A 13,576-nucleotide genomic window follows, 5' to 3' on the forward strand; every position below is an offset into this window, starting at 1 on the left:
CAAGCGCACGTGCGATATTTCTAGGCGGACTTGCGGCCCAAAACGCGACGGAAAAATCCCACACGCTCAGCGACTTCATGCGTGTTGGTGCGCACCCCGCTCAGCTTCATCAAACCAGTCGCCTCAACATGCTTTGCCGTATAGGCAGGAACGCTATGTTGGAGGGGGGCATGGTTGAGTGCTGAAAGGTCTGGCTTCTTGTATTTCATGATTACTAGCTTGTCAGATAAGCCCGAAAATAACAAAAAAGAAATCAATCGGGAATTCCCTATGTCCTTGAAAATCAAACATCTAGCCGTATGTTTAATTCAGGTAAAAGCGGACTTCACACTGGGCCCCCGCCCCCGCGAAGTCGCCTCAGGGGTTGCCAGTATATCCGGCCTCATAATGCCCTCGGGCGCCTTATTTTGCCCACCGGCAACCTGCATCAACGCTAGCTTTTTACTGGCTTTTACATTTGAAATGATCCAACTTCACATTTAATTAATTATTAAGGAAATCATCATGAAACACATCGCTACGCTTCTTATTTTTTCTTTCACCATTTCCGCCGCCCAGGCGAATTTTTTCAACCAGCTCAAGGAGAGCGCCAACCAACAAGCCGAAGAGGCCCAGACCAGCGCCATGAGCGCCGCCGCCGGAGCCGTTGGCGTAGACGCTGACACCGTCAAGCAGGCCGCTTCCATGCAGTCCATGCTCGCCAGCGCACTGGACACCTCCAAGCAGTTGCAGTCCATGCTCGGCAGCAATCCCGAGCTCCAGTCACTGCTGACCAATTCCATGACGGCGCTCGCCCAGAAGCAGGACCTCATTGCCCTGACCGATCTCAGCAAGCTCACCGACGCCAAGCTCACCACCGAGCAAATGAACCTCGCCAAGTCCCTCCGCAACGACGTTGAGGTGCTGGCGCTGAAGCGCCAGTTGCCGGAATCCGGCCCCGTGACTTCCGCGACGCAGGCCCTCCAAAGCGGGGACTACCAGAGCGCCATCAGCCAACTCAACAGCGTCATGCAGAGTGGTTCGCTGACCGATGCGCAAAAGCAGCTCGTGTCGTCCATCATCAGCGAGCATACGCCCGCAGCGACGGAGGCCGCGAAATAACAGCCCTTTTCATCCGTCCAATGTGCGCAATTGGCCCCCTCATGATAATTTTAGGGGCCCTAATGCTGGTAACGGGTTGCCAAAGCGTGGAGAACACTCATGCTGTGCCTGTCGCAACCGACCAGACCTTGCCCGATTTTTCTCCCGATCGCGCAGCAAGCGAGGCCGCAACATTCGAATCGTATAAGTCCAAACCAGATTTCACCAAAATCGACGTCGTGGCGATTGTCCCGACCACCGATGAATAGCACATTGCCATGTCATTTGTTCAGGAAAATCTCTACGGCCTGGTGTTGGCCGGGGGCCGCAGCCGACGCCTAGGCCGCGATAAAGCCACCCTGGTCTTTAAAGGCCAACTCCAGCTCGATCGCAGCATTGGCATCCTCAAGCGCTACTGTGAAAAGGTCTTCATCTCCGTCCGCGACGACCAGGACTACACGGTCGGCGCCGATCCCATCATCGACCGCATGGGCGAGATCGGGCCCCTTGGCGGCATCCTCTCCGCCTTCTTCTACCATCGCGACAAAGACTGGCTCGTGCTGGGCGTTGACATGCCATTCGTCAACATTTTCACCGTCAAGGAGATCATCACTGCGCGCGACAAGGACAAGTTCGCCACCTGCTTTACCGCCGCTGACGGCGGCCCTGAGCCGCTCTGCACCATTTACGAAAACAAGTTTAAGGAAAAGCTCCTGACTGCGGCGAAATCCGGCGAACGCTCGCCGAAAAAAATCCTCAGTGAGCAAGGCTCCGGCATCCACATGGTCGCGCCTAAAGACCCATCACACCTCGACTGCATCATCACGCCGGAAGATTACCTGGCCGCCCAAACGCGTCTAGTTGGCGGCCGCTAGGCCAGCCGTATGGATGAATCGGTAATATACATAGCGGCGGTTGTCGCGGTCATTGCTCTCCTGATCGCTTTCCCCAAGGCGATTCTACCTGTGCTCATCATTGGAGGCGTGCTTAGAATAATGTATGATTTCGGGCTTTTGGCTGTGATATCATTGCTGCCAAACAAAGATCAAAAACCGTATTCCTCACTTTCCAGAGCGCCACAGGCAACAAAGCCCAAAACTCCCAGCATCGGACAAACTGGCGTAGTCATACACGCGCTACGCCCATTGGGCAAAATCGAGATCGACGGAGAATCGCATCTTTGCCGCGCCGACATCGGCTACATCGAGAAAGGCCGCAAAATCGAGATCATCAGCGACTCGCCACTAACTGCGCGCTCAATCGACTAAAGCAGCGATGTTTCACCTAGAGCACTTTTCATCTAGATTGGCCGCTCCACAGAGCGAGCAGCCCTACTCCTCTTTCAACTTGAGCCGCTCTTGGCGGGAGTGGGAGAGCATCCAGTCGTAAAGGGCTTCGTTTTCGTAAGTCGGATCCCAGGAATTGTGCCCCACGCCTTCATAGACGGTGAACTCAGGCATCCCGCCAGCTTCGGACACCGCATCGATCACGCGGCGCCCCTTCTCCAGCGCCACGGCCTGGTCCTGATCGCCATGGAAGGCCCAGATCGGCATATTGGCCAAGGCCTTGTAGTTGACGTCTGGCCCCCAACCACATACCGGCGCTAACGCCGCAAACTTCTCCGGGCTGTTCACGGCCCAATTCCAGGCGCCATTGCCGCCCATGCTGAGGCCGGTCAAATAGACGCGATCATCGTCCACGCGGTATTTTTCCATGATGTCATCGTAGAACGCATTGAGCATTTCCACGCTCCACCAGCCGCCATGCGGGCATTGGGGAGACACGATGATCATGGGAAACTCCTTGCCCTGCTCCACGAGTTTGGGCGGCCCGTGCTTGGCGACTTTCTTTAAGTCGTCCCCCCGCTCGCCAGAACCGTGCAAAAAGATCATCAGTGGCCATTTCTTCGTGGCGTCCTCGTCGTAGCCTTCCGGTAAATAAAGCAGGTAGTTCGCGCTAACGGTTTTGACGATCTCCCGCTCAAAATGCTCACTGCTCTGGCGAGCCGTTTCGGTCTCCGCAAAGGAAAGCGAGCCTGAGAACAGCGCGAGCACGCTGAGCCCTGCAACAAGTATTCGTGACCGCGGGATAAGAGAATCACAGACTTTCATGGTAAAATACAATGTCGGTCCTCCCTGCACCCCGCAAGTGAGAAAATGGGCGCCAGATAACGGCCTTACGCTTGCCGTGTTAAGCCTCTTCGCGGATGTCGGCCGCCTTGGAAAGCGCCTCCGCAATGCCTTGCCCAATGAAATCCATCTTCGCAAACTGGTGGATCTTCTTCCGGCAGTGGCTCAGCTCGTCGTTGATAAAGACCACGCGGTAGAGCTTCGTCGCTTCCATCAGCGCGATAATCGCCACGTCGCGCGGGTCCGGGATGACGCCTTCGGCGAGGATCGTCATGCGGATGCGCGTGCGTACTTCCGTCTCTTCCTTGCCGTCGATCATCGGGTAAGTCCGCTCACCCTTGATCCATAAAAACTTCTTTTCGCGCTCCTCCAGAATGCCCTTGTGCACGAGGCCCGCGAAAATGCGCGGCTCGAAGTGCTCCGCCTTGGCGGCCAAGGCCTCAAGCGTGGCCACAATGCTCGGCTGCGCGCCCAAACCACTGATGATCGACAACGCCTCGTCGAGCAGCGGATCGCTGGTGGGCTTGGTGTCGATCAAGATCAGGTTTTCCGTATCCGTGTCGATCTGGTTGATGAACGCCAACTCCATCATCAAGGCGCCAGCAATCGAAAAGTCGAAGGCGCGACGGGTGACGTTACGGTGCATGACGCCGGTTTCGTCGTTGAGGGCAAGCAGGGTTATTTCTTCGGCAAATCGGAGCATGGCAGGTTTTATTACGACCAGATCGATGCGCGGCAAGCGCAAACCGGCAGCTCAGTCGGCTGTTTACGGATTGTCACCCCGCTCAAAATCGTCCGTGCTAGGCACGCATGTCGATGAGCTGGAAAGAACGCCTGCCCACCCACCAATGGCTTAAGCTGGTTGGGCACACCGTCGCGATCAGCTCATTCATGTTCGTCTACCTCTACGTCATGCAGCACCCGATCTTCCCGGTGAAGATTATGCCAGCCATGCCGCCGGATGACTGGACCCCCCTCCTGCCCTGGACGACCTGGGTCTACTTCTCCCTTTGGATCTATATTTGCATGCCCTCCGTGCTCATGGCCTCGCGCGCAGCGCTCTGGAATTACTTTCTCGGCGCATTGCTCATGGCGGTTATCGGGCTGGGCATCTTTGTAGGCTACCCCACCGCCTCGCCCACCTGGGACGTCGACTGGAGCCAATACCCAGCCTGGATTGCCTTCCTGAAAGGGGAGAGCATGTCGGGCAACGCCTGCCCCTCGATGCACGTCAGCTACACGGTGCTGGCCATGCTGTGGTCCTGCGCCATGTTGCGCACCGTCAAAGCGCAAGCCTGGCTGCACGCGGTTAATTTCCTCTGGGGCCTGGCCATCATCCTCTCCACGATGACCACCAAACAGCACGTGTTCATCGACGTTGTGATCGGCGCATTGCTTGGGGTAATGATATTCGCGGTAAATATGTATTGTGTGCGCCGAACCGGGGTGACACTCTAGCCACGCGCTATGAAGGGGCGGCTGTTGGCAGCATGCATTGGACTCAAGCTAGCCGGACTCATCATGGTCTTCGGCGCCGATATGGCGTTGCTCGGCTGGACCATTTTTCTCAGCGGCGGAGGCCTCGTCGTCCTCCACATGCTCATCCCCAGTTGGCAAGGGCTCTGCGATGTCGCCACCGCGTTTGAACCGGAAAACAAAGCCGTCTGGCTGACCATTGATGACGGGCCCGACCCGCAAGACACCCCGCGCCTGCTCGATCTGCTGGCTGAGCACAACGCCCGCGCCACCTTTTTCCTCATCGGCGAACGCGCGGCCCGCCACCCGGAGCTTGTCCAGGCCATCCGCGACGCCGGGCACGAAATCGGCTGCCACACCAACACGCATCCGCGGTTCACGTTTTGGACGTTTGGCCGCCGCCACACCGCCGCCGAGGTCGACCGCGCGCTCGACGCCATCGAGCAAACCCGTGGCGACGCCGTCTTTTTCCGCCCGCCTGTCGGCATTAAAAACCTCTGGCTGCGCCGCATCCTGCGCGAACGCAATTTGCGCTGCGTGGCGTGGTCGATCCGCAGCGGCGACGGCGTGGGCAAGGACCCGCAGGCGATCATTGACCACGTCCAAAGGCAGGCCCGCCCGGGCGACATCGTCCTCATGCACGAGGGGCCCGCCGTGGCGCCCCAAGTCCGTCTGGCCGCCATTACCGGCGTGCTGGAGGCGCTCAGCCGCGAAGGCTTTGCCTTTATTTTGCCGACGGCGGATCAACTGCGCACCACGCCGGTCAGTTTCTCTACAGCACCACCACCAACCTCAACGAAGGAACTACTATGCAATTAGGAATGGTCGGCCTCGGCCGGATGGGCGCCAACATCGTGCGCCGCCTCATGAAAAACGGACACACTTGCGTCGTCTTTGACACCAACGAAGACGCCATCGCCGAACTCGAAAAGGAAGGCGCTACCGGCGCCCGCACGCTTCAGGAATTCGTCGACAAGCTCGAAAAACCCCGCGCGGCCTGGGTCATGATCCCCGCCGCCATCACCGAAAAAGTCGTTTACGAACTCGCCGACCTCATGGACGAGGGAGACATCATCATCGACGGCGGCAACTCCTACTTCCGCGACGACCGCGCACGCGCCGCCAAGCTCGAGCCACGCGGCATTCATTACATCGACTGCGGCACCAGCGGCGGAGTCTGGGGCCTCGAACGCGGCTACTGCCTCATGATTGGCGGGCAAAAAGCCGCCGTCGAGCACCTCGACCCAATCTTTTCCACCATCGCCCCCGGTGAGGGCGACGCCGAGAAAACGCCCGGGCGCCCCGAAGGCGGCACCGCTCACAAAGGCTACCTGCACTGCGGTCCCGCCGGCGCGGGACACTTCGTCAAAATGGTCCACAACGGCATCGAATACGGCATCATGGCCGCCTACGCCGAAGGCCTCGACATCCTCTCCGCCGCCAACTGCGACAAACAAGCCAAAGAAGTCGACGCCGAAACCGCGCCCTCCATGCACGGCGACCTGGACTACGACCTCGACCTCGGCGAAATCTCCGAAGTCTGGCGCCGCGGCTCTGTCATCGCCTCCTGGCTCCTCGACCTCACCGCGATCTCCTTCGTCGGCGACCCGAAGCTGGATAAATTCTCCGGCAAAGTCTCCGACAGTGGCGAAGGCCGTTGGACAATCGAAGCCGCCATCGAGTCCGCGACTCCGGCGCCCGTCCTCACCAGCGCGTTGTATCAGCGCTTCCGCTCACGCGAAGAATCCGCCTTCGCCGACAAAGTCTGCTCCGCCATGCGCTACCAATTCGGCGGCCACCTGGAGAAGAAGTAAAGGCGCGCATTTCGTACAAGTGACGGGGGACAACCAGTCCCCTGTCACCAACCACCGCCTGCGACAAAGATCGTACATCACTCTAAGTTCTCCCAACAATGTTTATTGATAACCCGCGATTCTTCCCAGTCGACCATAAGTTCATTCTGTTCGCAGGTGAATTGAATGAGGATCAACTTCAGGAATATCTAGACGAACCTGGTGGCCGTTTAGATCACGAACCTCATTCTGATTTTTCAAAGGATTTAGGTCGTTTCTACGATCATGATTATCTTTATGCTGAAGGATCTCAGGAAAAGAAAACAATCAGAGAGTTAGCAATATTGAATGGCATTGAGGAGGAGGCTCTCATCGAAAAGCTGGAGCGTAGTTGCGGCAAAGAAAAGGAATTCAATTGCTTTATTATCCTTTGGAACGCTGAGCTCATTGAAGGCGAACTCCATGATCTTGCTAATGGAAAGTTGAAAATCAAAGGCTGCTGGGAGCACGAGTCTCCACTGACTGATTAAATTAGAACCAACCGAGATAAGCCGACCTCTACTCCGCGCCAAACGGCGCTCCATGATGGCCAACTAATCTTAGAAATGAACCGGAAATCATACTTCAGACGGATCCCATCCGAAGGAGAAACCTACTTGAGGAGTTTACGATTGTTCCTGACCGAATGGGCGAGTCTTAATGATGATGGCGGCGGCGTGTCGGAAAAGAGAATTTGCGAAACAGAAAGTAGACTTGGAGCGAAACTGCCTGAAAGGCTTCGCGGTTTTTATCTCCATTTTGGAGGAAACCTCGACTCTTTCGTAGATGATGAGAATAGGTTTTTGCCTTTAGAAAAGTTTCGGATTAGCCCAGATTATTTGCCCGAGGAATGGAAGAACACTGACTGCGCAGAATCGGAAGAGATAGAGAAGCTGATCTTCGCTGACAACTGCTGGGGTGGCTATTGGGGAGTCGCCACACGAGATCTCGCAACAAACGATCCACCTATGTCTTGCGTCGATAGCTGTGGCAGCGAAATGCAAGGAACTTTTGGCTTATCAGCCTTTATCATTGGAGTCGTTTTTAGAGCTGCTGTTCGTAAAGCACCAATAGTCGTAAAGCTTGATCAGAATTCAGACAATAAGCTCATTGAAGAAATTTCTCAGCATTTTGATAGAACTTGTACCACTTGGGAAAGGGACGATATCGAACAAGAATTCGGTTTCATGGCTCACTACGAAAGTGAGAAACTCATCAGTTATGTTACCCATGATACCATGTTGATAGGAATGAAGACATTTGATGTTATTGCTGATTATCCAAGAGGCATTCATGAGTCCTTAATCTCACGAAGCAACCGGCCAGCCGATCCAGGCAGCTAACTCTTCATCCACGCATTAGAGTATGTTGAGTAGCTGGAGAAGGAGTAGTAGCTAGAGAAGGGGTCAAACGTAGATAATAGCATAAGACTGTAGCCCCGAAGGTGGCGCGGAGCGTCCCCGCTCCGCAAGCTGGAGCAAATAGCTAAATCAGTTCGCGTGCGCGGTTTGGCGCAACAAGCCCCGTCCGAACCTTCCCTATGGCCTTGCGATCCTTGCGGAGCGGGGACGCTCCGCGCCACCTTTGCCAGCAAACCGATTCAGGGGCGGCGTGATGCTCGGAGTAAAGATCCCGCAAAGTGGCGTTATTTACGAAGGTCACCGAGGGAAGGCAGCACCTTCAAGATTGCGCAAAGGGGAGCAAAGTTTGCACCTTGCTCTTTGCGCCAGGCCTGCCTTTAACATTTCTGAGAGAGCATGAAAACGATTATACCGCCGATCACAGCCACATTGCTTTTCCTGCTTATTATTGCCATGTCTCACTTTGCGCGCCCTATCGCTGATTCCATAGAGCACGGCTATCTTGTCAACTGGCCTCTCCGATTCTTCCACCTCGATCAGCTCGTCTCCCCCCTCGTAAAAAACAGCAGCATGATCGTGGCAATGGGATATCACTACTGTGCTGGGATTGCGACGGCCTCGTTTCTGCCGATGCTCGTTTCCGCATCATTAGCCCGGTCAGCGAACAAGAACTTCCTGGTGACGGTCGCCTTCCTCCTGCCACTAGTATTCCTGATGTCTGGACAGAACGTTGCCGCCTCACTGCTGATTATCTACATCATCTGTACTTTGCCCCTACTCGCAATCGTCTACTATGGGGCATATGGCGTGCGACTGTGCATTATGAAAATGATGACAGGAGGTATCCGCCAAAAGGCGCAAGCTCCCGATGCGACTCAGTGAAAGCCCGTCCGCTACCCCAAATAATGCCGTCGCTCAAGGTTGGAGTCCCGCCTTCAGGCGGCCATGCCAGTAAGGTGAGGCAACATGGCCGCCTGAAGGCGGAACTCCAACCCGGCCCAACCGTTCAAAAAGCCTTTGCAGGGCCTCTTGATAGCGGCGTAAAAGGCAGCCAATAAAAATGATCGGGCGTTCACTTTTTGCTGGCGTTGTTCACTGCAACGTTTAGTGTTTATTTGATTACTTTTCCAATCCAATCAACATCGCCATGAATTACTCTCCCTCCATCATTGCCCATCCGCCTTAGCAGGCAGTTAGTCCAGTCCCGATGTGTGCGCGCATTCGAGCGTGCGCAGGTCTTGAACCGTACGATGGGGCTTATTCGTCGACCAGTGGGTGACAGCAACTGGCCCGGCGACGCCCCGAGGTTTTAATCCAACTTCCGTTGGCAAGATTTGTGCGCGCCTATGCCAGTCTGCGAGGCAGCGTCAGGACGTTCAGTCGCCCGACACAACGGGGCGTTCGCGCGGCCGCTTACCCGGTCGCCACTCAGTCTGCGCTGCATCAGCGGCGTCCGGGTGAGCTTCTTGTTCTCTGACAGTCAATGATTTACGCAATTACCCCCCCCCCCCCTCCCTGGCTCTCTCTTATGGTTAGCCTCCGACGCGTTCTCGTTAAAGAGTTTGCAGAAAAACAGGCATCCGCTTTGATGCTTGGCCATGTCGACGTATATGGAGCAATTGCGGAGCCGGCTCGATCCAATCGCTGGTCGAGTCTGTGGCTTTCTGCCCATTATCCTCCTGCTCAGCGCCGCCTTCACGGTGATGTGGATGGGCGCCGACGGCTTTTCTCCAAGCGCCGACGCCCTGCGCCACGTTGGCAAGGTGTTCAGCGGCAAAGATTGGAGCGAAATCTTCCTGGTGCGCGATGGGGTCTACGAGGGCAACGACTCCCACCCGGGCTGGCACTGGCTACTGGGCGTCCTCCAGCAGCTAACCCATTGCTCGCCCGACACCCTCCTGGTCTTCTCCATGATCATTGCCTACACCTGCTACGCAGGCGGGCCTCTCTTGCTCATGCGCCGCCCGGAAGCGTATTTTCTGGCGGTTTTCGTCGCTTACCTGCTAGACCAAAGCGGTTTTGACCGCGTCTTCATGGCGCGCCCGTTTGTGATTACCCAAGCGGCGCTCGCCGTTTACCTCATCGTGTGGGATAAGCTCGCGTTTCGCCGATCCAATTGGAATTGGTGGGCTGGCGTCATCACGCTGTCGGCCCTGCAGACCTGGATTCACCCAAACTGGTATCTCATGGCGTTCCCGTGCGGCGTCATCGTGCTGAGCGGATTCCTCAGTGACCGACTGCAAAACGCGTTGGCGTTCTGTGTGGCCATCGGGGTAGGGATCGTTTGCGGCGCAGTCCTCACCGGACACCCCGCCCAAATTTTAATCTACTACCTCAAGCATGTTTTCTGGGCCATGTCGGAGGTGCCGCTCCAAACACAAAAAGTGCCAGAGCTACGCAGCTACATTGCGCCGCCCGTCGTGCTGCTGTTCACCCTGGGGATGATCACGCTGCGCTTCCTCACGCCGAAGTGGCCGGGCGTCCGCCTCAGCCACCCTGCTTTAATTTTGGCGGGCGCCGGCGCGGTGCTCGGCCTCTACGTTGGGCGATTTTGGATGGACTGGGGTCTCGTCGGACTGACGGTTTGGCTCGCGCTGGAAATCCAGGCGTTCCTCGAAGCCGAAATGGACGCGAAACACCCGGCGCGCCTTGTCCTGGCCGCCTGCATCGTCTTCATCAGCGCGCCCTTTATCGTGACGATGCACCATGCGGGCGAGGCGCAATCGGTCAAAGAAAACATCTGGGTCCAGCAACACGCCGAGCAAAATCCTGACTGGCTGCCAGGCCCCGGTGGGGTCGTCTACACGCCGGACATGAACGTCTTCTTTGTCTACTTTTACCAGTTCCCTCAGGCGGATTGGCGCTACATCCTCGGCTATGAAGCCGCCCTGATGCCCGAAGAAGATCTCGAAGTTTACCTCGACGTGAAGGCCGATAAAGTCCTCAACCACCTGCAACCATGGGTCGATAAAATGCGCCCGGAAGACCGCTTGATCATCCAGACCGACCGCCGCCTGAAGGGCGTTTTTCCCGGGTTGGATTGGAGCTCCGTGGGCAATGAATTCCAAGTCGGCCGCATTCCGCCCAAAGACAAACAGCAATGAGCGAACCCAATCCCAAAAATTTCGACCTCGAAAACGGCGCGACAGTGGCGCAGTTGCCCGATGGGCAGTTTACCGAGCTGCAGATCGATTTTGATGAGCATTGCCTGTTTGCCGTGGGCGAAGTGGCGGGGATCGGCGAAATGCGCGTGTCGTTTGCGATCCCGGGCTTTTCGTCGGACCTGTCCTTTGGCGAACCCGACGAGGAAGGCAACGCGCCGCTCAATGCCGAGCACCGCGTGTCGATTCAGGATTTGCACGACGGCATTGCCCAGATCGACGAGCTCAACCAACGCTGGGAATTCGTTTGGCCGACCGTGCTTGAGGCGATCCTCGAAGCCCGCGCCGAGTGTGAGTGCGCCACCGCGCCCACGCCACGCAATTGCCGCATCCAAATTTCGGCCCCCGGCCTCAATGAAGGCGACGACAGCGGCGACTGGATCTGCGACCTCACCCTCCGCCCCAGCGACGGCAATTTCTACGTCTACTTCTCACTCGATGGCGAGGTGCTGGACGCAGGGGCCGAGTTCTGAAGGCCGCGAATTGCCACTAAACTTAATTTAAAATGAATAAAACATGAATGTATTCTTAATGATTCATTCATGAATTTATTAGAATATGGCAGTTAATTTAATTGCCTGTTCTGCTCTCATCAATTAGTAATAGTCGCATTGATCGCCGCCAATTATATTGGACGCTCACTCTCCATTTGCACTTCTCTCCATCGCTTCCGACTATGAAAACAATTTTCGCCTTGGCTGCCTCTGCACTCATCACCCCTTTGCCTGCATTGGCTGATTTTCTCTACTTCTCCGGCCAGATTACTGACTACCTTCAGGACAACGAATCGATCACGCCACCCACAGGATTCACCGACATCTATGGCGAGGCTGGCTCCGGCAACACCTTCCAAATAGCGGTTGAAGTTAATCCTGATGACACCAAGTCTGCGATTCTCACTGAATATACCTCCGCCATCATCAGCTATACATTTACCGTTGGCGACTATTCGTTTAATTACGGTAGCTACGGCAGTATTTTTTATACGGAATTAGAATCATCCTGGTTCTTAAACCCAACCGAAGGCGCCCTCAGCGGAGACACCACAATCGGGGATTACACCATAGACACCGATGGCCTGAACAGCATCATTTTCTATGACCTCGACGGCTCGATACCACTCGATTCGGAAACAATTCCGAGCGTGGAGACTTTCGCGAATGGCTTCAACGCCGCCACGGGCAATGTCTACATCAGCTACGAATTTGAAGGCGCCGTCATCGAAGTCAAAGGGGACATTACCAATGTCACCGCCGTGCCCGAGCCCGGCAGCTACGCACTCCTAGCCGGGCTCCTGACGCTGATTGGCCTAGGCGTGCGCGGCAGGCAGCGCCAACCGAGAACCCCTGCCTAAAGATCAAGCAGCCAGGGCCCGGCGCATTGCAGTTGCCAGGCCCTGATTGAAGAAACGACGCTCCAACGCGACTAGAGCACTTTTCATCTAGACCTGCATCAGGTAATAGGCGTTCTGGATATCGTGTTCGAAGCGGTGGATGTTCACATCGTCGAAGCCTGCCTCGGCCAGCATTTCCTGGGCTTTTTGCACGCCCCAAACTGCGCCGAGGCCCATGCCGCCCTGCGCCAGCGAAACCGTCATGCAGTGCATGCAGGAGATCGTGTAGAGCAGCGGTCCCAGCGGGTGCCCGATGTTGTCATTGGGCTCAGAGGAGGCGTCGATGTCTTGCATTAAAAAGCGACCGCCGGGCTTAAGCGCCTGCCGAATGTTCGCCAGCACGAGGTCGGGGCGCCCCTGGTCATGGATGGCGTCGAGCGCCGTGATCAAATCGAACGTCTCCGGCTCGCTCCAATGCGTGAGGTCCTTCACCTCGAAGCGCACATTGCCCAGGCGCTTTTCCGCCGCGTGACTACGGGCAAAGTCGAGCGCCTCCAGGCTCAAGTCGTAACCGTAAAAGCGGCTCCTCGGGAACGCCTCCGCCAAGCGCGTCAAAGCCATTCCGCGGCCGCAGCCAACGTCCAGCACCTTGATCCCAGCCTCCAATTGCGCTCGCAAACCCGGGAAGAGGTCCACCACCTGCTCGGTGATGATCGGCACAATCGATTGCCCGCTGTCCTCGGCCATCACTGCTTGGAAGCGGGGGTACTTCGAGTAGGGCACGCCGCCGCCGTTCCTGAAGCACGCGATCACGTCATCCTCCACGCTGGCGAGCACCGGCAAGAACTGCGCGAAGATCGCCAGGTTTTCCGTCGCGGAGTGACGACTGAGCCAGTGCGCATGCTCGGGCGGCAGGCGATGTGAGCCCACCGAAGCATCGCGCTCTACGATCTCGGCTGCGGTCAGGCAGCCCAACCATTCACGCACGTAGCGTTCGTTGAGCCCGGCGTCGTCCGCCAGCTCGGCGCTCGTGCGCCACTCGCCATCGGCCAGGACGTCAAACAGCCCCGTCCGGTGACCAATGGAGATCATCAGCAGGGTCATGCCGCCGTTGAGCATGCCGAGGTATTTTTCCGCGAAGGCCTCTTGCTTGGGGAGGTCGCGGCTCATGGTGTTGCATATCTTGCACATAGTATTGTCTTCG

Annotated in this window: 17 protein-coding genes; 13 read left to right on the plus strand and 4 right to left on the minus strand. The window is 56.6% G+C overall.

Annotated elements, in window-relative coordinates:
* Window positions 1–20: 20 nt before the first annotated feature.
* Entirely contained in the window at window positions 21–209 is a 189-nt protein-coding gene (locus RBB63_RS13140; protein ID WP_309384957.1) for a hypothetical protein, read from the minus strand.
* Window positions 210–504: 295 nt separating this feature from the next.
* On the opposite strand from RBB63_RS13140, the gene RBB63_RS13145 reads away from it, so the two are divergent.
* Genes RBB63_RS13145 through RBB63_RS13160 form a run of 4 tightly spaced genes read left to right on the plus strand, consistent with a single transcriptional unit; the run spans window position 505 to window position 2,348 of the window.
* Window positions 505–1,101 (plus strand): hypothetical protein, encoded by a 597-nt coding sequence (locus tag RBB63_RS13145; protein ID WP_309384958.1) that lies wholly within the window; start codon window positions 505–507, stop codon window positions 1,099–1,101.
* 41 nt (window positions 1,102–1,142) lie between these two features.
* On the plus strand, window positions 1,143–1,349 hold the full coding sequence (locus tag RBB63_RS13150; RefSeq protein ID WP_309384959.1) for a hypothetical protein: 207 nt from the start codon (window positions 1,143–1,145) through the stop codon (window positions 1,347–1,349).
* A 9-nt stretch (window positions 1,350–1,358) separates the two neighbouring features.
* The gene (locus RBB63_RS13155; RefSeq protein WP_309384961.1) at window positions 1,359–1,955 is read left to right on the plus strand and encodes an NTP transferase domain-containing protein; all 597 of its coding nucleotides are present in this window, start codon (window positions 1,359–1,361) and stop codon (window positions 1,953–1,955) included.
* Window positions 1,956–1,964: 9 nt separating this feature from the next.
* Window positions 1,965–2,348 carry an NfeD family protein gene (locus RBB63_RS13160; RefSeq protein ID WP_309384963.1) on the plus strand — a complete coding sequence of 128 codons (384 nt, stop codon included), beginning with the start codon at window positions 1,965–1,967 and terminating at the stop codon, window positions 2,346–2,348.
* 63 nt (window positions 2,349–2,411) lie between these two features.
* Here the strand turns inward: RBB63_RS13160 and RBB63_RS13165 are convergent, their stop codons facing one another.
* Both RBB63_RS13165 and RBB63_RS13170 read right to left on the minus strand, forming a co-directional pair.
* Window positions 2,412–3,191 carry a carboxylesterase family protein gene (locus tag RBB63_RS13165; RefSeq protein WP_309384964.1) on the minus strand — a complete coding sequence of 260 codons (780 nt, stop codon included), beginning with the start codon at window positions 3,189–3,191 and terminating at the stop codon, window positions 2,412–2,414.
* A gap of 79 nt (window positions 3,192–3,270) precedes the next feature.
* Window positions 3,271–3,912, minus strand: a complete 642-nt coding sequence (locus RBB63_RS13170) for a GOLPH3/VPS74 family protein (protein ID WP_309384965.1) — start codon at window positions 3,910–3,912, stop codon at window positions 3,271–3,273.
* 113 nt (window positions 3,913–4,025) lie between these two features.
* Here RBB63_RS13170 and RBB63_RS13175 point away from each other — a divergent pair, with 113 nt between their 5' ends.
* From RBB63_RS13175 to RBB63_RS13215, 9 genes are all read left to right on the plus strand, one after another.
* Window positions 4,026–4,667: a phosphatase PAP2 family protein gene (locus RBB63_RS13175; RefSeq protein ID WP_309384966.1), complete on the plus strand. Its 642-nt coding sequence runs from the start codon at window positions 4,026–4,028 to the stop codon at window positions 4,665–4,667.
* Window positions 4,668–4,676: 9 nt separating this feature from the next.
* Window positions 4,677–5,504: a polysaccharide deacetylase family protein gene (locus RBB63_RS13180; RefSeq protein ID WP_309384968.1), complete on the plus strand. Its 828-nt coding sequence runs from the start codon at window positions 4,677–4,679 to the stop codon at window positions 5,502–5,504.
* Window positions 5,495–6,499: a phosphogluconate dehydrogenase (NAD(+)-dependent, decarboxylating) gene (gnd, locus tag RBB63_RS13185; RefSeq protein WP_309384970.1), complete on the plus strand. Its 1,005-nt coding sequence runs from the start codon at window positions 5,495–5,497 to the stop codon at window positions 6,497–6,499. Before RBB63_RS13180 ends, gnd begins: the two co-directional genes overlap by 10 nt.
* A 98-nt stretch (window positions 6,500–6,597) precedes the next feature.
* The gene (locus tag RBB63_RS13190) at window positions 6,598–7,008 is read left to right on the plus strand and encodes a hypothetical protein (RefSeq protein ID WP_309384972.1); all 411 of its coding nucleotides are present in this window, start codon (window positions 6,598–6,600) and stop codon (window positions 7,006–7,008) included.
* Window positions 7,009–7,149: 141 nt separating this feature from the next.
* Window positions 7,150–7,860, plus strand: coding sequence for an SMI1/KNR4 family protein (locus tag RBB63_RS13195; RefSeq protein ID WP_309384974.1), 711 nt, complete (start codon window positions 7,150–7,152; stop codon window positions 7,858–7,860).
* A 414-nt stretch (window positions 7,861–8,274) separates the two neighbouring features.
* Window positions 8,275–8,760, plus strand: coding sequence for a hypothetical protein (locus RBB63_RS13200; protein ID WP_309384976.1), 486 nt, complete (start codon window positions 8,275–8,277; stop codon window positions 8,758–8,760).
* 716 nt (window positions 8,761–9,476) lie between these two features.
* Complete coding sequence (locus RBB63_RS13205) at window positions 9,477–10,982, plus strand: hypothetical protein (protein WP_309384978.1); 1,506 nt, start codon at window positions 9,477–9,479, stop codon at window positions 10,980–10,982.
* Window positions 10,979–11,512 carry a hypothetical protein gene (locus RBB63_RS13210; protein WP_309384980.1) on the plus strand — a complete coding sequence of 178 codons (534 nt, stop codon included), beginning with the start codon at window positions 10,979–10,981 and terminating at the stop codon, window positions 11,510–11,512. The genes RBB63_RS13205 and RBB63_RS13210 overlap by 4 nt, the downstream gene beginning before the upstream one ends.
* A 203-nt stretch (window positions 11,513–11,715) precedes the next feature.
* Complete coding sequence (locus tag RBB63_RS13215; protein WP_309384982.1) at window positions 11,716–12,393, plus strand: PEP-CTERM sorting domain-containing protein; 678 nt, start codon at window positions 11,716–11,718, stop codon at window positions 12,391–12,393.
* 87 nt (window positions 12,394–12,480) lie between these two features.
* On the opposite strand, the gene RBB63_RS13220 is transcribed toward RBB63_RS13215, so the two are convergent.
* Entirely contained in the window at window positions 12,481–13,563 is a 1,083-nt protein-coding gene (locus tag RBB63_RS13220) for a class I SAM-dependent methyltransferase (protein ID WP_309384984.1), read from the minus strand.
* Window positions 13,564–13,576 lie beyond the last annotated feature (13 nt).

This window comes from Cerasicoccus frondis, from assembly GCA_031296915.1.
Lineage (GTDB): Bacteria > Verrucomicrobiota > Verrucomicrobiia > Opitutales > Cerasicoccaceae > Cerasicoccus > Cerasicoccus frondis.